This is a genomic window from Flexivirga sp. B27, from assembly GCF_052905685.1.
Genome location: NZ_JBPYUM010000001.1, coordinates 1,615,718 through 1,634,126, shown reverse-complemented (window position 1 = coordinate 1,634,126; position 18,409 = coordinate 1,615,718). Strand labels below are relative to the sequence as shown.

Here is an 18,409-nt window from a genome sequence, read left to right as displayed (position 1 = left end):
GCGCGAACATGGGGCGCGCGGAATCCGAACGCGCTCAGCGGGTCAGCTCGACCTCCTGCAACCGCTGCAGCTTCTCCGGGTTGCGCACCATGTAGACGCCGGTCACCATGCCGTCCTCGACCCGTGCGGAAGCGATGAGATCGGTCTCACCGCCGATGGTGAAGCGGAGACCGAGTCCGCCGTTGACGTGCACCTGCTCGGCGGCGCCGCCCTCCGGGTAGACACCGGCGAGGAAACGCAGCACCTTGTCGACGCCGACGATCGGGCGCAGCGCCGCCTTGCGCAGGCCGCCCCCGTCGGTGAGCAGCACGACGTCCGGCGCCAGCACATCCATCAGGCTCTGCAGGTCACCGGTATCCGCCGCGGCGAGGAACTTCGCCGAGACCTCCGCCCGTCGTTGCGCGGACGTGGTGTCGCGCGGGCGTCGCTCCGTCACGTGGTCGCGCGCTCGTTTGGCGATCTGCCGCACCGCAGCGGTCGACTTGTCCACGGAGGTGGCGATCTCGTCATACGACAGCTGGAAGACCTCGCGCAGCACGAAGACTGCACGCTCGACCGGCGGCAATGTCTCCAGCACCAGCAGCATCGCCGTCGACACGCTGTCCGCGAGCTCCACGTCGTCGGCGACGTCCGGCGCGGTCAGGAGCGGCTCCGGCAGCCACGGCCCGACATACGCCTCACGCCGCCGCGCCTCGGTCCGCATCTTGTTGAGCGACAGTCGAGTTGCGATGCGCACGAGGTAGGCGCGCGCCTCGCGCACCGTCCGCTGGTCGACGTCGTTCCACCGCAGCCAGGTGTCCTGCAGGACGTCCTCGGCGTCCGCGGCCGACCCGAGCAACTCGTAGGCCACCGTGAACAGCAGGTTGCGGTGGGTGACGAAAGTGTCTGTGGCCTCTGCGGATTGACTCACGACTGCGATGGTATGGCGAGCGGCAACTCACACACATCCGAATATCCCTGCGAGGCAAGGCCCGCCGCCGAGTTGAAGCGGGACCGCATGTTCTCCAACGCGACCAGCTGGGTCAGCTCGACAATCGCCGGGTCACCGAGGTCCTCCCGCAACTGCGCGACCATCTCGTCGGTGACCTCCGGGGGAGTGGCGGTCATCGCCTCGGCATACTCCATGACCCGACGCTCGAGCGGGCTGAAGACGTCCGACTCCCGCCAGCGCGGGACCTCGCGCACCTTCGCCAGGTCGAGGCCGTCGTCCTTGGCGGTGAAGTAGCCGAAGTCGAGGCACCAGCTGCAGCCGATGACGCCGGCGGCAGCCATCGTCGCGTAGCTCTGCAGGTGCGGGTCGAGTGCCTTCCAACGCTGCACCTTCTGCTCGAAGCCGAGCACCGCCTTCATCACCGGCTTGTTGTGGAAATAGACGTATCCGTTGTCCGGCACCTCGCCCCACTTGCGGCGCGCGTAGGTGCGCATGACCGCGCCATACACCCCGGTGATGGGCGCCTTGGGGATCCGGAACGTACTTGTGGAGGGCATGTCGATCGCCTTTCGTCGGTGTCTGTCAGGCATGGGACACCGGCCGGCGCCGATCTGTGACAGCCGGTTCAGCTGCCCTGACTCGGTGGTGGGCCGACGACTCCGATCAGCCGACCCTCCGGGTCGGTAAATTTGCCCATGGTCATACCGCCGGGAGCGTCATCCGGGCCCTGCATGCGAGTGCCACCGAGGGCTTCGGCGCGCGTGAGCGCCGCCTCGACGTCGGGGACCTGGACGAACGCGGTCACGCCACCGGCGTAGCCCTCGGCACGTGTCGGTCCACGCCACGTTGACGAAGGGACCTCGGGCACTCCGAATACCGCACCATCGATGCCGACGCTCCTGTCCTGGCGCTGGATCACTCCGTAGTTGCCCGGGTTGTCTGCATTGACCGCCCATCCGAAGAGCTCCGAGTAGAAGCTCTGCAGTGCCTGGCCGTCCCGGCCCTCGATCTCGAAGTACACGATTGGCTGTCCCACCTGGACCCCTCCTCGTCGACGCGGGTCTCTGTTGCGACCCGATCGCCGCAGACCCCGGCTACCCAGACAATCACCGTGTGCACCGGCGCCGTTTGATATCGGCCTCCTGGATTTGTCCGGGGCCGGCAGAGAGTGCGGTATGGCGCACGATCTGCCGGTCCGGGCCGAGAAATGCGGTCAGGTGCTCGGCGGCGGATCCACCGGCAGCAACGCCGTGTATGCCGCAACCCGCTTCGCGCCCGGCGACCCCGCACCTGCCCGCCGGTAGCGCTCCATCACCTCGGCCATCTCGGCGGCGAGGGCGGTGAGCTGCTCGGTCGTCACCAGGACCGCGTGGTCGGCGAGGCCGCAGTGCTCCTGCCAGGTCGCGGGCCAGCTCGCGCTCTCGTCGATCCAGGCATCGGCCCGCTCGGCGAAGTGCTCCACGTAGTCGCGCTGCAACCACTGCTCGGCGGCGAGGTCGTCCTCGTCCATCGGCTCGGGATCGGCCGACCGCACCGGCTCGGCGGCTGCCCAGACCCGGCGGCGACCGGTGCCGGCGCCGGTGTCCTCGATCAGGCCCGCCTCCGCGAGCCGCCGCAGGTGATAACTGGTCGCGCCGGTGTGGGTGTCGAGCGCGGCGGCGAGCTCGGTCGCGGTCGCTTGTCCGTGCACGCGCAGCTGGGCCAGCAGGCGGGACCGCAGCGGGTGGGCGAGCGCGCGCAACTGGTCCGATCCGGTGGAGCGGGAGGAGGCCATGAATGCACAATAGTTGTGCACACGTCGTGTGTAAATGGTGTGGCGCGTTGCGTCATACAATCGAAAAGCGTTGGTATGACGCCAGATCCGCTCGATTTGGGCGGTATGTCGGCGGCCCGTAGAATTGAGTGCTGTTGCGCATTGCGCGCAGCCACCGAGCTACAGGGTGACCACCGGTCGCCCCGAGTCCACGATCAACAAGAAAAGGCAGACTCGTGCGTACCTTCACGCCCAAGCCGGCGCAGGTCCAGCAGGACCGCGTGTGGCACGTCATCGACGCCTCCGACGTCGTCCTCGGCCGGCTGGCCACCCAGGCAGCGATCCTGCTGCGCGGGAAGCACAAGCCGACCTTCGCGCCGAACGCCGACACCGGTGACTTCGTCATCATCATCAACGCCGACAAGGTCGCGCTGACCGGTGCCAAGCTCGAGAAGAAGAAGGCCTACAGCCACTCCGGTTTTCCGGGCGGTCTGAAGACCACCTCCTACACCGAGCTGATGGCCAAGAACCCGGCCAAGGCCGTCGAGAAGGCCATCCGCGGCATGCTGCCGCACACCTCCCTGGCTCGCCAGCAGCTGAGCAAGCTGAAGGTCTACGCCGGCCCGGAGCACCCGCACGCCGCGCAGCAGCCCCAGCCGTTCGAGATCACCCAGGTCGCGCAGTAAGCGCCCGCCGGACTTCCAAGGAGAATTGACGAGATGACCGACCAGACACAGGTCGACGTCCTGGAGGACGACGAGCCCCAGGTGACCAGCTACACCTCCGAGTCGAGCACCGCGCCGGCCGGCGACGAGCCCACCGCGCGTCCGAGCGCCTCGGCTCCGGGCTCCGGCACCGGCCGCCGCAAGCAGGCCATCGCCCGCGTGCGCATCGTGCCCGGCACCGGTGAGTGGAAGATCAACGGCCGCACCCTCGCGGAGTACTTCCCCAACAAGGTGCACCAGCAGATCGTGAACGAGCCGCTGACCGTGCTCGAGCTCGACGGTGCCTACGACGTGCTCGTGCGCGTCCACGGTGGTGGCCCCTCCGGCCAGGCCGGTGCCGTCCGCCTCGGTGTCGCCCGTTCGCTGAACGGCGTGGACGAGGAGCTCAACCGCCCGGCACTGAAGAAGGCCGGCTTCCTCACCCGCGACGCGCGTGTGCCGGAGCGCAAGAAGGCCGGTCTGAAGAAGGCCCGTAAGGCTCCGCAGTACTCCAAGCGCTGAGCCTTACTCCTCGCGCTATACGACAAGCGCCGCAGCGAACAAGTTCGCTGCGGCGCTTGTCGTATAGCGGTCGTCGTGCGGCTGCAGGTCGGCTTGTCATCCGGCCGCCTCGATCTGTGCTGTCGCCACTTCCAACTGCCGCTGCCGCGCGTCCCGAAGTGCCGTCGGTCGGTCGGTGGGGACGGGACGATGGCGCCATACAACCTGCGGCTGTCGTCGTACGTCATACATGATGTGATGAGGCGCACGTCGGCCTGCTCGGATTTACCGGCGGGCATCGCCGTCGCCTACCCTGCTGAGGGTTGAATTTCGACCGCCGACGCATTCGCGCGCCGCGGTCACGAGAGTTTGAGGTGATCCATGGGGCGCTTGTTCGGCACCGACGGTGTGCGTGGCCTGGCCAATCGGGACATCACGGCTGAGCTCGCGCTCGACCTGTCGGTCGCAGCCGTGCGGGTGTTGTCCGAGGAGGGCGAGCTCTCCGGGCACCGGCCCATCGCCGTCGTGGGGCGCGACCCGCGCGCGTCGGGTGAGTTCCTCGCCGCCGCCACCATCGCCGGCCTGGCGTCGGCGGGCGTCGACGTCTTCGACGCCGGGGTGCTGCCGACGCCGGCGATCGCCTACCTGACCGCAGCGATCGGCGCCGACCTGGGCGCGATGCTGTCGGCGTCGCACAACCCGATGCCCGACAACGGCATCAAGTTCTTCTCGCACGGCGGCCACAAGCTGCCCGACGCCACCGAGAACGCCATCGAGGCCCGCCTGCGCGGTGACTGGGAGCGCCCGACCGGTGACCAGGTCGGCCGCGTCAAGCCCTACCCCGAGGGCGCCGAGAAGTATGTCGCCCATCTCCTCGGTGCGATTCCGAGCCGGTTGGACGGGCTACACGTCGTGCTCGACACCGCGCACGGCGCGGCGAGCGAGATCGGGGCCAAGGCGTTCGAGCGGGCCGGCGCAAAGGTCACGCTCATCGGTGCCGACCCCGACGGCCTCAACATCAACGACGGTTTCGGCTCGACGCACCTGGAGCACCTGCAGGAGACGGTGCCGCAGGTGGGAGCCGATCTCGGGCTCGCATTCGACGGGGACGCCGACCGGTGTCTCGCGGTCGACGCCAACGGAGTCGAGGTCGACGGCGACCAGATCATGGCGATGCTGGCGCTCGACCTGCACGAGCGGCATGCGCTCGCGGGCGACACCCTGGTCGCGACGGTGATGAGCAACGAGGGCCTGATGCAGGCGATGAGCGCGGCCGGCATCAACGTGATGCGCACCGACGTCGGTGACCGCTACGTGCTGGAGGAGATGCGCCGCGGTGGTTATTCGCTCGGTGGCGAGCAGTCCGGGCACGTCATCCTGCTGGAGCACGGCACCACCGGTGACGGGGTGCTCACTGGTCTGATGCTCGCCGCCCGGGTGGCATCCACCGGTCGCTCACTGGCCGACCTGGCGACCTGTATGACGCGACTGCCCCAGTGCTTGGTCAACGTGCGCGGCGTCGACAAGCACGCCGTTGACGACCACCCGGTGGTGCAGGCTGCGGTCGCCGACGCAAAGCGCGAGCTCGGCGGACTCGGCCGGGTCCTGTTGCGCAAGTCCGGCACCGAGCCGGTGGTCCGGGTGATGGTGGAGGCTGCCTCCGCCGAGCGGGCGCAGCAGATCGCCGAGCAACTCGCCGAAGTCGTCGCCAGAGAGTTGGCGATGGCGACGGCCTGACCCGGCACACATCGCGAAGGGGTGTGCGGAGCAACTGGCTCCGCACACCCCCTTCGCGTATGACGCTGTGGCGACGCCGCTCAGGCGGCGCCGGCGGCCGTGTCGGACTGTGCCGCTTCGGTCGCCTGCACGAGCGAGGCAAGGGTCGCGCGCAGCGCAGTGCTGATCGGCTCGTGGGTCGCGACGTCCACGTCGGCCAGGTCGCGCAGCGCGAAGGTCGCGCTGGCCTCGGGCAGCGGCTGACCGCCGGCGATGGTCACGGCGAGGTGCGCATGCTCGACGACCGTGGAGGTGTTGATGGCGGCGGAGGACACGGCGACCGGCTTCGCGGTCAGGCAGGACTCACCATAGGGGCGCGATGCCCAGTCGATGGCGTTCTTCAACACGGCGCTCAGCGTGCCGTTGTTGGCCGGGGCGAGCAGCAGCGCACCGTCGGCGGCAGCGATCTGGGCGCGGAGGCGGGCGACCGCCTCCGGCGCATCGTCGGTGTCGATGTCCTGGTTGTAGAGCGGAAGGGTGTCGAGGTAGTCGACGATCTCGACGGTGGTGCCTTCGGGCGCGACCTGCGTGGCGACCTGCGCCAGCTGTCGATGGATCGACGCAGAGCGCGGACTGCCGACGAGTACGGCAAGTGTGGTGGTCATGTGCTGCCTTTCACGGCTTGGGGAAACTTCCGAAGAGACTAAACGGACCATAGTCCGTTTTTCTTCCGTCGGGCAACCCGAGTGTCCGTGGGATGGAACACTGTGGGCATGCCCACACCGCGACCCCTGCCGATGGCGACCGCGCAGCCGCGCGCCCGTCGGGACGCCGCGGCCAACGCGGACCGGATCCTCGCCGCCGCACGCGCGGTGATCGAGCGGGACGGCGCCGCAGCGCTGACCATGGACGGCTTGGCCGCCTGCGCCGGTGTCGGCAAGGGCACGATCTTCCGGGCGTTCGGCAGTCGCTCGGGTCTGTTCGCCGCGCTGACCGACGATGCGGAGCGCGCCTTCCAGCGCAGCTTCCTGTCCGGGCCGCCGCCGCTCGGCCCCGACGCGCCGCCCCTCGAGCGCCTGCTGGCGTATGGCGCCGCGCGGGTGCGCCTGTTCGCCATACACGGGCCGCTGCTGCGCGCGGGATCCAGCGACACGGTCGACAAATTCCGCGTCCCCGCCCGCGAGGTGTCGGCGACGCACGTGCGGATGTTGTTGCGACAGTGCGGAGTCCGCGACGGCGTGGAGGTGTTGGTCGAAGCGCTGCTCGGACCACTGGACGCCGAAGTCACCCAGCACCTGATCGCAGAGCGTGGCCTGACGCTGGGCGAGATCGTCGGTGGCTGGCAACACGCGGCCCGGGCGATGGTCGCCGCTCGGTCGGAGCCCGAGGTGACTGGCCAGTAAGGGGGACCGCCGCACACCCGCCGAGGGCGGTGTGTGAAGGTCGGAGTACACATGCCGACGCCGCCGTGGCTCCGGTGCCGTGGTCGTCGGTGTGATCACTTCCTCCGAAAGGCGATGAGATGTCCGAGAAAGTCACTGAGGTTATCTACACGACGGCTGCGACCGCCAAGGGCGGCCGCGACGGCGCGGTCAAGAGTGCTGACGGTGTCGTCGACCTGCCGCTCGGCAAGCCGGGCAGCGCGGCCAACCCGAAGGCCAACCCCGAGACCCTTTTTGCCGCGGGCTATTCCGCGTGCTTCGGCGGTGCGCTCAACGCGATGGCTGCCAACGACGGACTCGACACCAGCGAGTCGACGGTCACGGCCGACGTGACGTTCGGCAAGACCGACACGGGCTTCGGCATCGCGGTCGCGCTGACCGCGAAGATCCCGGGTGTCGATGCAGCCAAGGCGCAGGAGCTGGCCGACAAGGCTCACGACTTCTGCCCCTACTCCAAGGCGACCCGCGGCAACATCGAGGTCACCGTCAAGGGCGAGCCTGCCTGAGGCTCCGCCACCGATCGAGCGGCGTACCTTCGCAACGAGAGGCGCACCGAATCCACGTGATTCGGTCCGCCTCTCCATGCATGGGTATGCCGCTCGATCAGGATTGGGCGACCACCGAATCGCCGATGCGGATCTCGCCCTCGCCGTCGGGGATCAGGTGGTGGCAGAACCACGTCTTGCCGTCCCACTTGCGGTGCTTGCTCAGCGTGCGGATCGGCTCCTTGCCCTTGCGCAGATCGGCCGACGCGGGGTCGATCAGTGTCATCACGCATCGGTCGATGGGGTGGGCGGCGCGCAGCCGCACCGGGCCGATCTGCACCGTCGTCCACGTGTCCTCGGCGAACGGCTCGTCGCCGTCGATCACGACGTTGGGTCGGAAGCGGTCGATCTCGACCGGGTCACCGCCGGCCTCCGCGATCCACTCGTTGAGGCGACGCAGCGACGCCATCGACGCGATGCTGACGGGCGAGTTGTCCTGCAGCGCCGCATAGTCCGTCGGCCTGGAGAATTTCGGGTTGAGCGAGCGCGCCCGCGGGTGGGCACACCACACGAGGTCCAAGCCGGTGCGTCCGGTCACCCGCGCCAGCCATGCCGACGCACCCGGTGCGCTGCCGCGCACGGTCATCGGCGGTCGGGTGAACATCGTCACCGGGAGATCCGGACCCGCAGCGTGGGCGGTGTATGACGAACCGGCCGCGGACAAGGTGACACTCGGAGCCTCGGCGGTGCCGCCCGGTTGCGCATGTATGCCGAACAACGCCGGCACCTCCCGGGCGGTGACCAGCGCACGGTCGGCATCGACGACCATCCACTCGCGATCGCCGCGCAAGCCGGCGAAGCCGACATACGCGCTCGAAACCGGCGTGATGGCAGTGCTTTTCACCGGGTGAATGCGCAGCGAGACGACCTGCATCGGCTCAGATGCTGACGTCGCCGACGACGCTGACCGGGGCGACGATCCCGTCCTCCAGCTGATAGGTCGCGCTGACGATGGCGGTGCGACCTGCCTCGACCGCTTCGCGGATCAGCCCGGACTGCACGAGCAGCTGAGCGGGGACGGCCTTGGTGTGCTCGTCGACGACCTCGCGGTAGTCGGTGATGCCTCGGTTGGCGCAGTCGAGCACTGTCGGGATGATCTTCTCGGCAACCGAACGCACGAATCCCGGTGGCAGCTGGCCGGTTTCGACAGCGGACCGGGCTGCACCAACTGCTCCGCACGAGCTGTGACCGAGCACCACGAGCAGCGGCACGTCCAGCACGTGGATGCCGAACTCCAGCGAGCCGAGCACGGCCTCGTCGAGCACTTCGCCGGCGCTGCGCACGACGAAGACGTCACCGAACCCCTGGTCGAAGAGCGTCTCGCAGGGCACCCGGCTGTCGCCGCAGCCGAAGATGACCGCGTTGGGTTGCTGACCCGACACGAGGGACGCCAGCGTGGCGGCGTCCTGATGAGCTCGTCCGGGGTGCCCGGACGAGAACCGCCGGTTGCCCTCGACGAGTTGGTCCCACGCCTGTTGCGGGGATACGCGTTCAGTCACGCTCACTGGTTTGCCTTCCTTGGATGAACGGGCCCGCGAAACAGCGGGAAAGAACTTCGCGGGTGTTTAAAGGCCCGGTCGAGTGGTGATCGTGAAAGCGGCCGGCTTGGCGGTGGCAGCGAAGAAGTCCTCGCCCTTGTCGTCGACCACGATGAATGCCGGGAAATCCTCGACCTCGATCTTCCAGATCGCCTCCATGCCGAGCTCGGGGTATTCGAGGACGTCGACCTGCTTGATGCAGTCCTTGGCCAGCCGCGCCGCCGGGCCGCCGATCGAGCCGAGGTAGAAGCCGCCGTGCGCCTTGCAGGCGTCGGTCACCTGCTTACTGCGGTTGCCCTTGGCCAGCATCACCATCGAGCCGCCGGCAGCCTGGAACTGCTCGACATACGAGTCCATCCGGCCGGCCGTGGTCGGACCGAACGAGCCGGATGCGTAGCCGTCCGGCGTCTTGGCCGGTCCGGCGTAGTAGACCGCGTGGTCCTTGAGGTATTGCGGCATCTCCTCGCCCGCGTCGAGCCGCTCCTTGATCTTGGCGTGCGCGATGTCTCGGGCGACGACCAGCGGCCCGGTGAGCGAAAGCCGTGTCTTGACAGGGTGTTTGGTCAGCTCGGCGCGGATCTCGTCCATCGGCCGGTTGAGGTCGATCTGCACGACGTCACCGGCTTCGGCCAGGTCCTCGTGCGTCGTGTCGGGCAGGAAGCGTGCCGGGTCGGTCTCCAGCTGCTCGATGAAGACACCCTCGGAGGTGATCTTGCCCAGGCACTGTCGATCGGCCGAGCAGCTGACCGCGATCGCGACCGGCAACGAGGCGCCGTGCCGGGGCAGGCGCACCACGCGCACGTCGTGGCAGAAGTACTTCCCGCCGAACTGCGCGCCGATGCCGAAGTTGCGCGTCAGCTCCAGCACCTGCTCCTCCAGCTCGACGTCCCGGAAGCCGTGCGCGGTCGCGGCATCGCCGGAGGTCGGCATCGAGTCGAGATATTTCGCGCTGGCGTATTTGGCTGTCTTCAGGGCGAATTCGGCGCTCGTGCCGCCGATCACGATGGCCAGGTGGTATGGCGGACAGGCCGACGTGCCGAGCGTCCGCAGCTTCTCGTCGAGGAACCGCATCATCGAGTCGGGGTTCAGGATCGCCTTCGTCTCCTGGTAGAGGAAGGACTTGTTGGCCGAGCCGCCGCCCTTGGCCATGAAGAGGAACTTGTAGGTCGTTTCGTGACCGGCCGCCGTGTCGGCATACAGCTCGATCTGCGCGGGCAGGTTGGAGCCGGTGTTCTTCTCCTCCCACATGGTCACCGGCGCCATCTGCGAGTAGCGCAGGTTGAGTCGCGTGTAGGCGTCATACACACCACGTGCGATGGCCTCCTCGTCGGGCGCGTCGCCGCCGACGAGCACCTGAGAACCCTTCTTGCCCATGACGATCGCGGTGCCGGTGTCCTGACACATCGGCAGCACACCGGCCGCGGCGATGCCGGCGTTCTTCAGCAGGTCCATCGCCACGAACTTGTCGTTGTTGCTGGCCTGGTCGTCGTCCAGGATCTTGCGCAGGAACGCCAGGTGCGCCGGGCGCAGGTAGTGCGCGATGTCGTGCATCGCGGTGTCCGTCAGCAACTGCAGCGCCGCGGGGTCCACCTCCAGGAAGGTCCGCCCGCCGGGGCCCTCGACCGTCCGGACACCGCTGTCGGACAACTTGCGGTATGTCGTCGCGTCGTCTCCGAGCGGCAGCAGGTCTTCGTAGGCGAATTCGGCCATGACTGTTGGCAATCTCCTTGCGGGGTACGAGGTCAACTCAGGGTAGACCTGGGCGATCGCCCTCGGAGCCGCGGCCGAAGGACCTAGCGAGTTGGACGAGCGACCTGCACCGGTGAGCCGAATCGTTGTCAGATGTCTGGCCTGTACCCGAGACAACCGGTCGGAACTGGTGTAGACACCAGAGACATGTAACTGCCCGATTTCCCCGACGGAGCGATGCATATGAAACGTCTGAGGCCACCTCGTCGTGGCATAGCCCTCACCGCAGCACTGATGATGGCGACGACCGGGCTGGCTGCTTGTGGCGGAAGCAGCAGCAGCGGATCCGGTCCGGCACACCTGACCTGGTACATCAACCCCGACATCGGCAACGCCGACGCGAGCAAGGGCGGCCAGGCGACCCTGGCCAAGGAGTGCTCGCAAGCGTCCGGCGGGAAGTACGACATCAAGGTCCAGTTGCTGCCGAACGACGCCAGCCAGCAGCGGATCCAGTTGCTGCGCAGGCTCGCCGGTGGTGACAAGACCATGGACCTGATGAGTGTCGACCCGGCGTTCGTCAGCGAGTTCGCGGCGGCCGGCTACTTCGCGCCGGTCCCCAAGGACATGATCAAGGAGTTCAAGGAGGACCGGGTCCAGTCCGCGATCGACGCGTCGACCTACGACGGCAAGCTGATGTCGGTGCCGTTCTGGTCCAACACCCAGCTGCTCTGGTACAAGAAGTCGGTCGCCAAGAAGGCCGGCCTCGACATGAGCAAGCCGGTCACCTGGGACCAGCTGATCAAGGCAGCGCAGACCAGCAAGACCGAGATCGGTGTGCAGGCCAAGCTCTATGAGGGTTACGCGGTCTGGATCAACGCGCTGGTCGCCGGGGCGGGCGGCAAGATCGTCAAGAACCCCAACGCGACCTACGAGAACATCAAGCTCGGACTCGACTCTGCGGCAGGCAAGGACGCGGCGCGCATCATCAAGAAGGTCGCCACCACCGGTGTCGGCGGCCCGGCGATGGGCAGCTCGACCGAGACGGAGTCGCTGAACCTCTTCATCAGCAAGAAGGGCGGCTTCCTGGTCAACTGGCCCTACACGTATGGCGCCTACACGGGCAAGGACAAGTCGGACGTCGCGGCCACCATGTATCCGCAGACCGTCGACGGCAAGAAGGCCCGCCCGCCATACGGTGGCATCCAGCTGGCGGTCGGCAAGGACAGCCAGCACACCGACCTCGCCTACCAGGCGGCCGCGTGCATCACCAACACCAAGCACCAGGCCGACTACATGGCCAAGGCGGGCAACCCGGCCAGTCGCAAGGCTTCCTACGAGACGGCCGAGGTCAAGAAGGCCTTCCCGAACGGCATTGCGGCCAAGATCCGCGCGTCGCTCGACGCTGCGGAAGCCCGGCCGCTGTCGCCGTACTGGGGTGACATCTCGACTGCGATCCAGCAGCAGTTCAGCCCGCCGAGCTCGGTCACGCAGAAGACGCCGGCGAAGGCGCAGTCGTTCATCCTCGATGTTCTGAACGGAAAGGCTCTGCTATGACCAGCGTGGCTGAAACCGGCAAGAGCGAACTCACCACCGAGGAGCAGGCACACCTGTCCGACCGGGCCAAGGGCGAACGCCGCCTGGGCTGGCGGCTGGCCGGCCCGGCATTCATCGTGATGCTGCTGGTCACGCTCTACCCGATCGGATATGCGGTCTACCTGTCCCTGTTCAACTACCGGCTGACCGACCCGGCCGGCAAGAAGTTGGTCTGGCTGCAGAATTACGTGACCGCGTTGTCGGATCCGCTTTTCTGGCAGGCATTCTGGACGACCTTCATCATCGTGGTCGTCACGTTGGTCTTCGAGCTCGTGCTCGGCATGATCATCGCGATGGTCATGCACAAGGTGGTCTGGCCACGGCGCACGTTGCGCACCGTGGTGCTGATTCCCTACGCGATCGTCACCGTGGTCTCGGCGTTCTCCTGGCTGTATGCCGCGCAGATCGACACCGGGTTCTTCAACCACTGGCTGCACACCTTCACGTTCGGGGCGTGGGACGAGCAGTTCAACTGGTTCTCCACCCAGTCGCGGTCGTTGACGATCATCTGCCTGTCGGAGATCTGGAAGACCACGCCGTTCATGTCGCTGCTGTTGCTGGCCGGCCTCGCGCAGGTCGACTCGGCTCAGGAGGAGGCCGCCAAGGTCGACGGCGCCACCTGGTGGCAGCGCTTCTCCAAGGTGATCCTGCCGAACATGAAGGCCGCGCTGATGGTCGCGCTGCTCTTCCGCACCCTGGACGCCGTCCGCATCTACGACAACCCGCAGGTGATGACCGGCGGTGCGAACAAGACCATGAGCTTGTCCATGCTGGTCGGCACCGAGACCGTCAGCCGGGTCGAGATAGGCATGGGGTCGGCGCTCGCGGTCATCCTGTTCGTGATCGTGCTGATCATCGCGTTCATCTTCGTCAAACTCTTCAAGGTCGATCTCACGACCAGTGGAAGGAGCTGAGCCGTGGAGACCACCATGAGCACGAAGTCCAAGAACGGTCTCGGCATCGTCGCGATCGTCATCATGATCTGGACCGTCATACCCCTGCTGTGGATCCTCGGCACATCGCTGAAATCCGATGCAGCGCTGGCGGATTCGAGCAAGAACATCCTCGGCAACTTCTGGCCGAAGGAGATCAGCTGGGACAACTACAAGCTGATCTTCTCCGGTGGCGCGTCCGACCTGTTCGTCCCGGCCCTATGGCACTCGATCATCGTCTGCCTCGTCGCGACGGTCATCAGTGTCGTGCTGGCGACGTTCTGTGCCTACGCGATCTCCCGGCTGGATTTCCCCGGCAAGAAGATGATCCTGACCGTGTCACTCGCAGTGTCGTTCTTCCCGGTGATCGCGATGGTCACGCCGCTGTTCAACCTGTGGCGGCAGATCGGGCTCTTCGACACGATCCCCGGGCTGATCATTCCCTACCTGTCGCTCACGCTGCCGTTGTCGATCTGGACACTGTCGGCCTTCTTCCAGCAGATCCCGTGGGAGATGGAGCAGGCGGCCCAGGTGGACGGCGCCACGAGCTGGCAGGCGTTCATCAAGGTCATCGCGCCGCTGGCGGCGCCGGGTGTCTTCACTACGGCGATCATCGCCTTCTTCACCGCCTGGAACGACTTCGTCTTCAGCTCCAACCTGACGGCGCAGCACGCGCAGACGGTGCCTGCAGCGTTGGCGTTCTTCACCGGCGCGAGCCAATTCACCCAGCCGACCGGAGCCATCTGCGCCGCAGCGGTCGTCGTCACCATTCCCGTCGTGATCCTCGTCCTGGTCTTCCAGAAGAGGATTGTTGCCGGACTCACGTCCGGAGCCGTGAAGGGCTGAGGCCCTCGCAAAGGAGAGATCAATGTCGAGCATCGAACTCAAGCACATTGTCAAGAAGTACGGCGACGGCTTCCCGGCCGTCAACGACGTCAACCTGGACATCAAGGACGGCGAGTTCGTCATCCTCGTCGGCCCGTCCGGGTGCGGCAAGTCCACGCTGTTGCGGATGATCGTCGGGCTGGAGGACATCACCTCAGGGGACCTGGAGATCGACGGCAAGCGGGTCAACGACCTCGCGCCGCGCGACCGCAACCTGGCGATGGTCTTCCAGAACTACGCGCTCTACCCGCACCTGACCGTCTTCGAGAACATCGCCTTCCCGCTCCGGCTGGCCAAGGGCAAACACAGCAACGACGAGATCGACAAGAAGGTCCGCGACGCCTCGGCGATGCTGGAGCTGGACGAGCACCTGGAGCGCAAGCCCGGCAACCTTTCCGGTGGCCAGCGGCAGCGGGTGGCGATGGGTCGCGCGATCGTCCGTGACGCCGACGCGTTCCTCTTCGACGAGCCGCTGTCCAACCTCGACGCGAAGCTGCGCGGACAGATGCGCACGGAGATCGCGCGCATGCAGCGCCGGCTCGGCATCACCACGGTCTACGTCACGCACGACCAGACCGAGGCGATGACACTGGGCGACCGGGTGTGCGTGCTCAAACGCGGTGTGCTGCAACAGGTTGCGTCGCCGCGGGAGCTCTACGAACAGCCGGTCAATCTCTTCGTCGCCGGCTTCATCGGCTCGCCGCCGATGAACTTCCTGCCGGCGAAGGTCGAGGGCAACACGTTGCAGCTGCCGTTCGTGGAGGTCCCGATCGAGGGTGAACTCGCCGAGAAGGTCAAGGGCAAGGATGTCGTGATCGTCGGCCTCCGGCCGGAGCACCTGAAGGACACGACGGTCGAGTCGGGTCCGGAGCACTCGGTGAAGTTCACGGCGATCGTCGACCAGACCGAGTGGCTGGGCAACGAGCAGTACGCCTACGTCCCCTACGAGGCCGACGGCGCCGTGCGCGAGCAACTCGAGGAGCTCGACCGCGACCTGGACGGCGAGGGGCTGCGCACGCAGATGATCGTCAACCTCGACCCGCGCTCGCGGGTCCTGGAGGGCGACGAGGCGCAGCTGGCGTTCAACCCGGCGTCCATGCACGTCTTCGACCCGCACACCGGCGACAACCTGACTCGCGATGACGCGAAAGCCGCTGAGATCGCTGCGGACTCGGAGAAGATGCGCAAGGCTGCGCTGGAGCGGGCCCGCAAGCGGGATGCGGAGCAGGCCAAGAAGTCGGCCTGACCCGGTCCTGCCCGGTCCACAACCGAGCGGACACACAAGCACCGAGGGGACACGAAAATGGGGCGTCCCAGCCACCATTTTCGTGTCCCCTCAGTGTGTTTCGTGTCCGCTCGGTGATGAGGGCCCATGGGTCGGTCGAGCGGTCGCATACGGTTGATCCATGACTGCTCGGACACGCCCTGTCGTACTGATCACCGGAGCCACGCGCGGCATCGGTCGTGCTGTTGCTGATGCGCTGGCCGAGGACCATCGCCTGCTGATCGGTGGGCGGGACGAAGCTGCCGTCGCGGGTGTGTGCGGGGCACTGCCGGACGCGCTGCCGTTCGTCGCGGACCTCACCGACGCGGGATCCGTTGCCGCTGCGGTTGATTCACTTGACGACGTGCCCGCGTTGGCGGGTGTCGTGCACTCCGCGGGCGTGCTGGGCAGCGGCGAGATCGCGGATCTCGGTCGCGATGCTTGGCGCCATACATTGGAGGTCAACGTCGTCGCGGTGGCCGACCTGACCCGCCTGGTGTTGCCGCTGCTGCGGGCCGGGCGGGGCACGGTGGTGGTCGTCAACTCCGGCTCGGGTCTGCGATCCAATGCGTCCGGCAGCCTCTACTCGGCGTCCAAATTCGCAGTGCGCGCGTTCGCCGACGGGCTCCGGCAGGAGGAGCGCGACAGCGGCGTGCGTGTGTCGACCGTCTACCCGGGGCGCACTGCCACCGACATGCAGCGCGAACTGCGCGAGTTCGAGCACGGGGAGTATGACGAGAGCGCCTACCTTCGCCCCGAATCCGTCGCATCCGCAGTGCGTTTCGTGCTCACCGCGCCGCCCGAGGCGTCGGTCGAGGACCTGTCGATCCGCCCGCGCTGAGCGGACGGCGCCTCCCGCCCCCAGGGTGACTTAACCTTCGACGGTCGAGGGTTGGGGCGGGTATGCCGGAGCGCTCAGCCCAACTCGTCACGCGTCGGCGGGTTGGCACCGGCGCGGGAGACGGTGATCGCCGAGGCCTCGATGGCCCGGTCGACCGCAGGCCGCAGGTCGGCGAGCTGCGCGGCCCGCAGTCGGTCACGGGCCTCGACCGAGCCGAGCAGGCCGGCATCGAGCAGCCCGGACAGCAGGCCGGACTGGAAGGAGTCGCCCGCACCGACTGTGTCGGCGACGGAAACACTTCTGCCGGCTACGGATTCGGTCTCGCCGGTCGATGAGACGTGCATCAGCGCACCGTCGCCGCCGCGCGTCATGACCACCAACGACGCGCCGAGCCGACCCCAGAGGCGAAGCACCTCGGCCGGGTCGACGTCCGCGCCATACAACCAGGCGATGTCCTCGTCACTGGCCTTGACGACATCGGAGTAGCCGATCAGCTGCTCCAGATGCGCCCGCACGTCGGGTGCCGAGCCGATCAACGTCGGGCGCGGGTTGGGGTCGAACGACACCGTCGCGTGCCTGCGAGCCAGCAGCATCGCATCGGCGACCCTGGTCGCACCGGGCTGCAATGCGGCAGCGATCGAGCCGGTGTGGAAATGCCCGATGTCCGTGGGCAGCTCATAGGGGACATCCCACGTCAGGTCGAATTCATATGTCGCAGAGCCGTTCTCGTCGAGGTCGGCCAACGCGGTCGGTGTGCGCGGCGCCGTCAGACTTCCGTCGACGAGCGGCACGTCGTCAGCGGCGAGTTGCTGCACGATCAACCGGCCGTGCGCATCATCCGCGATGTATGCCGCCAGGCGCGCCCGATGTTGCAGTCGCGCGAGGCCGATGGCGACGTTGAGGGGACTGCCCCCGACGTGCTCGCTGACCGGGCCGTCGGCCGGCCGGACGATGTCGATCAGGGCTTCGCCGACGACCAGCGTGTCGGGGGTGGGGTGGGTCGGCAAACCTCAGCCTTCCTGCTGCAGTCCGGCGTTGAGTTGCTCCAGCTTGGTCACCGGGTGCACGGCGTCGATCGACCGGATGGTGCCGCTCTTGGAGCGCATGACCAGCGAGTGGGTGGTGCAGCCGCCCCCGCGGTAGCGGATGCCGCGCAGCAGCTCACCGTCGGTGATGCCGGTGGCGACGAAGAAGCAGTTGTCGCTCTGGACCAGGTCGTCGGTCGTCAGCACGGCGTCGAGATCGTGACCGGCGTCGGTCGCCCGTTGGCGCTCGTCGTCGTCCTTGGGCCACAGCCGACCCTGCAGCACGCCGCCGGTGCACTTCATCGCGCACGCGGTGATGATGCCCTCGGGGGTGCCGCCGACACCGAGCAACAGGTCGATGCCGGTGTCCGGGCGGGCGGCCATGATCGAGCCGGCGACGTCACCGTCGGCGATGTAGCGGATGCGGGCTCCGGCATCCCGGATCTCCTGCGCCAGCTGCTGGTGCCGCGGCCGGTCGAGGATCACCACGGTGACGTCGGAGACGGAGCCGTGCTTGGCCTTGGCCACCCGGCGGATGTTCTCGGCGACGGGCAGGCGGATGTCGACGTCGTCGGCAGCCTCCGGGCCGGTCGCCAGCTTGTCCATGTAGAAGACGGCGCTGGGGTCATACATCGAGCCGCGTTCGCTGACCGCCATGACGGACACGGCGTTCGTCATACCTTTGGCGGTCAAGGTGGTGCCGTCGATCGGGTCCACGGCGACGTCGACGTGCGGGCCGGTGCCGTCACCGACCTGCTCGCCGTTGAACAGCATGGGCGCTTGGTCCTTCTCGCCTTCGCCGATGACCACGACGCCGGCCATCGACACCGAGGAGATCAGGTGTCGCATCGCGGCGACAGCGGCGCCGTCGGCGGCGTTCTTGTCACCACGGCCGACCCACCGGCCACCCGCCATCGCCGCGGCTTCGGTGACGCGCACGAGCTCCAGCGCGAGGTTGCGGTCCGGAGTCTCCGGGATGATGGCATCGGGCGGCATGGGATCTCCTCGGAGCGCGCGGGCTGGTTTCGGCGACGACTCTATCGGGCGCGC

At 67.4% G+C, this 18,409-nt stretch carries 20 protein-coding genes; 10 read left to right on the top strand and 10 right to left on the bottom strand.

Annotation, left to right across the window (positions count from 1 at the left end; all coding sequences use genetic code 11):
- Positions 1 to 34: 34 nt before the first annotated feature.
- From ACSZL9_RS07510 to ACSZL9_RS07495, 4 genes are all read right to left on the bottom strand, one after another.
- Positions 35 to 910, bottom strand: a complete 876-nt coding sequence (locus tag ACSZL9_RS07510) for an RNA polymerase sigma-70 factor (RefSeq protein ID WP_446664841.1) — start codon at positions 908 to 910, stop codon at positions 35 to 37.
- On the bottom strand, positions 907 to 1,488 hold the full coding sequence (locus ACSZL9_RS07505) for a carboxymuconolactone decarboxylase family protein (protein ID WP_446664840.1): 582 nt from the start codon (positions 1,486 to 1,488) through the stop codon (positions 907 to 909). The genes ACSZL9_RS07510 and ACSZL9_RS07505 overlap by 4 nt, the downstream gene beginning before the upstream one ends.
- A 68-nt stretch (positions 1,489 to 1,556) precedes the next feature.
- A complete protein-coding gene (locus ACSZL9_RS07500) occupies positions 1,557 to 1,967 on the bottom strand; it encodes a VOC family protein (protein WP_446664839.1) in 411 nt (136 codons plus the stop codon).
- A 177-nt stretch (positions 1,968 to 2,144) separates the two neighbouring features.
- A complete protein-coding gene (locus tag ACSZL9_RS07495) occupies positions 2,145 to 2,705 on the bottom strand; it encodes a winged helix-turn-helix domain-containing protein (protein WP_446664838.1) in 561 nt (186 codons plus the stop codon).
- Positions 2,706 to 2,920: 215 nt separating this feature from the next.
- Between ACSZL9_RS07495 and rplM the strand changes: the two genes are divergently transcribed.
- The 3 genes from rplM to glmM all read left to right on the top strand — a co-directional run bounded on the left by rplM (position 2,921) and on the right by glmM (position 5,626).
- Positions 2,921 to 3,370: a 50S ribosomal protein L13 gene (rplM, locus tag ACSZL9_RS07490; protein WP_446664837.1), complete on the top strand. Its 450-nt coding sequence runs from the start codon at positions 2,921 to 2,923 to the stop codon at positions 3,368 to 3,370.
- Between the two features lie 33 nt (positions 3,371 to 3,403).
- Positions 3,404 to 3,910: a 30S ribosomal protein S9 gene (gene rpsI, locus ACSZL9_RS07485; RefSeq protein WP_446664836.1), complete on the top strand. Its 507-nt coding sequence runs from the start codon at positions 3,404 to 3,406 to the stop codon at positions 3,908 to 3,910.
- Between the two features lie 360 nt (positions 3,911 to 4,270).
- On the top strand, positions 4,271 to 5,626 hold the full coding sequence (glmM, locus tag ACSZL9_RS07480) for a phosphoglucosamine mutase (RefSeq protein WP_446664835.1): 1,356 nt from the start codon (positions 4,271 to 4,273) through the stop codon (positions 5,624 to 5,626).
- A gap of 80 nt (positions 5,627 to 5,706) precedes the next feature.
- Here the strand turns inward: glmM and ACSZL9_RS07475 are convergent, their stop codons facing one another.
- Positions 5,707 to 6,270: an NADPH-dependent FMN reductase gene (locus tag ACSZL9_RS07475; RefSeq protein ID WP_446664834.1), complete on the bottom strand. Its 564-nt coding sequence runs from the start codon at positions 6,268 to 6,270 to the stop codon at positions 5,707 to 5,709.
- Positions 6,271 to 6,378: 108 nt separating this feature from the next.
- On the opposite strand from ACSZL9_RS07475, the gene ACSZL9_RS07470 reads away from it, so the two are divergent.
- Positions 6,379 to 7,008, top strand: coding sequence for a helix-turn-helix domain-containing protein (locus ACSZL9_RS07470; protein ID WP_446664833.1), 630 nt, complete (start codon positions 6,379 to 6,381; stop codon positions 7,006 to 7,008).
- Between the two features lie 119 nt (positions 7,009 to 7,127).
- Positions 7,128 to 7,553, top strand: a complete 426-nt coding sequence (locus ACSZL9_RS07465; RefSeq protein WP_446664832.1) for an Ohr family peroxiredoxin — start codon at positions 7,128 to 7,130, stop codon at positions 7,551 to 7,553.
- Positions 7,554 to 7,650: 97 nt separating this feature from the next.
- Here ACSZL9_RS07465 and ACSZL9_RS07460 read toward each other — a convergent pair whose 3' ends face one another.
- The 3 genes from ACSZL9_RS07460 to ACSZL9_RS07450 all read right to left on the bottom strand — a co-directional run bounded on the left by ACSZL9_RS07460 (position 7,651) and on the right by ACSZL9_RS07450 (position 10,840).
- Entirely contained in the window at positions 7,651 to 8,466 is an 816-nt protein-coding gene (locus ACSZL9_RS07460; RefSeq protein WP_446664831.1) for an MOSC domain-containing protein, read from the bottom strand.
- A 4-nt stretch (positions 8,467 to 8,470) separates the two neighbouring features.
- Complete coding sequence (locus tag ACSZL9_RS07455) at positions 8,471 to 9,091, bottom strand: carbonic anhydrase (RefSeq protein ID WP_446664830.1); 621 nt, start codon at positions 9,089 to 9,091, stop codon at positions 8,471 to 8,473.
- 66 nt (positions 9,092 to 9,157) lie between these two features.
- On the bottom strand, positions 9,158 to 10,840 hold the full coding sequence (locus ACSZL9_RS07450) for a fumarate hydratase (RefSeq protein ID WP_446664829.1): 1,683 nt from the start codon (positions 10,838 to 10,840) through the stop codon (positions 9,158 to 9,160).
- A 222-nt stretch (positions 10,841 to 11,062) separates the two neighbouring features.
- On the opposite strand from ACSZL9_RS07450, the gene ACSZL9_RS07445 reads away from it, so the two are divergent.
- The 5 genes from ACSZL9_RS07445 to ACSZL9_RS07425 all read left to right on the top strand — a co-directional run bounded on the left by ACSZL9_RS07445 (position 11,063) and on the right by ACSZL9_RS07425 (position 16,334).
- A complete protein-coding gene (locus ACSZL9_RS07445) occupies positions 11,063 to 12,373 on the top strand; it encodes an extracellular solute-binding protein (protein WP_446664828.1) in 1,311 nt (436 codons plus the stop codon).
- Positions 12,370 to 13,326, top strand: coding sequence for a carbohydrate ABC transporter permease (locus ACSZL9_RS07440; protein ID WP_446664827.1), 957 nt, complete (start codon positions 12,370 to 12,372; stop codon positions 13,324 to 13,326). The genes ACSZL9_RS07445 and ACSZL9_RS07440 overlap by 4 nt, the downstream gene beginning before the upstream one ends.
- Before the next feature lie 15 nt (positions 13,327 to 13,341).
- The gene (locus ACSZL9_RS07435; RefSeq protein ID WP_446665119.1) at positions 13,342 to 14,190 is read left to right on the top strand and encodes a carbohydrate ABC transporter permease; all 849 of its coding nucleotides are present in this window, start codon (positions 13,342 to 13,344) and stop codon (positions 14,188 to 14,190) included.
- A gap of 22 nt (positions 14,191 to 14,212) precedes the next feature.
- Complete coding sequence (locus ACSZL9_RS07430; RefSeq protein WP_446664826.1) at positions 14,213 to 15,475, top strand: ABC transporter ATP-binding protein; 1,263 nt, start codon at positions 14,213 to 14,215, stop codon at positions 15,473 to 15,475.
- 160 nt (positions 15,476 to 15,635) lie between these two features.
- Positions 15,636 to 16,334, top strand: a complete 699-nt coding sequence (locus ACSZL9_RS07425; protein WP_446664825.1) for an SDR family oxidoreductase — start codon at positions 15,636 to 15,638, stop codon at positions 16,332 to 16,334.
- Positions 16,335 to 16,408: 74 nt separating this feature from the next.
- On the opposite strand, the gene ACSZL9_RS07420 is transcribed toward ACSZL9_RS07425, so the two are convergent.
- On the bottom strand, positions 16,409 to 17,341 hold the full coding sequence (locus ACSZL9_RS07420) for a carbohydrate kinase family protein (protein WP_446664824.1): 933 nt from the start codon (positions 17,339 to 17,341) through the stop codon (positions 16,409 to 16,411).
- 3 nt (positions 17,342 to 17,344) lie between these two features.
- Positions 17,345 to 18,355, bottom strand: coding sequence for a class II fructose-bisphosphatase (glpX, locus tag ACSZL9_RS07415; RefSeq protein ID WP_446664823.1), 1,011 nt, complete (start codon positions 18,353 to 18,355; stop codon positions 17,345 to 17,347).
- Between the last annotated feature and the right edge of the window lie 54 nt (positions 18,356 to 18,409).

What these genes read in the sequence shown, in the direction of transcription:
- ACSZL9_RS07465 (WP_446664832.1), top strand. Translation starts at nt 7,128, where the DNA reads ATGTCCGAGAAAGTCACTGAGGTTATCTACACGACGGCTGCGACCGCC.
- ACSZL9_RS07425 (WP_446664825.1), top strand. Translation starts at nt 15,636, where the DNA reads ATGACTGCTCGGACACGCCCTGTCGTACTGATCACCGGAGCCACGCGC.
- ACSZL9_RS07495 (WP_446664838.1), bottom strand. Translation starts at nt 2,705, where the DNA reads ATGGCCTCCTCCCGCTCCACCGGATCGGACCAGTTGCGCGCGCTCGCC.
- rpsI (WP_446664836.1), top strand. Translation starts at nt 3,404, where the DNA reads ATGACCGACCAGACACAGGTCGACGTCCTGGAGGACGACGAGCCCCAG.
- ACSZL9_RS07430 (WP_446664826.1), top strand. Translation starts at nt 14,213, where the DNA reads ATGTCGAGCATCGAACTCAAGCACATTGTCAAGAAGTACGGCGACGGC.
- glmM (WP_446664835.1), top strand. Translation starts at nt 4,271, where the DNA reads ATGGGGCGCTTGTTCGGCACCGACGGTGTGCGTGGCCTGGCCAATCGG.
- ACSZL9_RS07440 (WP_446664827.1), top strand. Translation starts at nt 12,370, where the DNA reads ATGACCAGCGTGGCTGAAACCGGCAAGAGCGAACTCACCACCGAGGAG.
- ACSZL9_RS07470 (WP_446664833.1), top strand. Translation starts at nt 6,379, where the DNA reads ATGCCCACACCGCGACCCCTGCCGATGGCGACCGCGCAGCCGCGCGCC.
- glpX (WP_446664823.1), bottom strand. Translation starts at nt 18,355, where the DNA reads ATGCCGCCCGATGCCATCATCCCGGAGACTCCGGACCGCAACCTCGCG.
- ACSZL9_RS07505 (WP_446664840.1), bottom strand. Translation starts at nt 1,488, where the DNA reads ATGCCCTCCACAAGTACGTTCCGGATCCCCAAGGCGCCCATCACCGGG.
- ACSZL9_RS07460 (WP_446664831.1), bottom strand. Translation starts at nt 8,466, where the DNA reads ATGCAGGTCGTCTCGCTGCGCATTCACCCGGTGAAAAGCACTGCCATC.
- ACSZL9_RS07450 (WP_446664829.1), bottom strand. Translation starts at nt 10,840, where the DNA reads ATGGCCGAATTCGCCTACGAAGACCTGCTGCCGCTCGGAGACGACGCG.
- ACSZL9_RS07435 (WP_446665119.1), top strand. Translation starts at nt 13,342, where the DNA reads ATGAGCACGAAGTCCAAGAACGGTCTCGGCATCGTCGCGATCGTCATC.
- ACSZL9_RS07475 (WP_446664834.1), bottom strand. Translation starts at nt 6,270, where the DNA reads ATGACCACCACACTTGCCGTACTCGTCGGCAGTCCGCGCTCTGCGTCG.
- ACSZL9_RS07445 (WP_446664828.1), top strand. Translation starts at nt 11,063, where the DNA reads ATGAAACGTCTGAGGCCACCTCGTCGTGGCATAGCCCTCACCGCAGCA.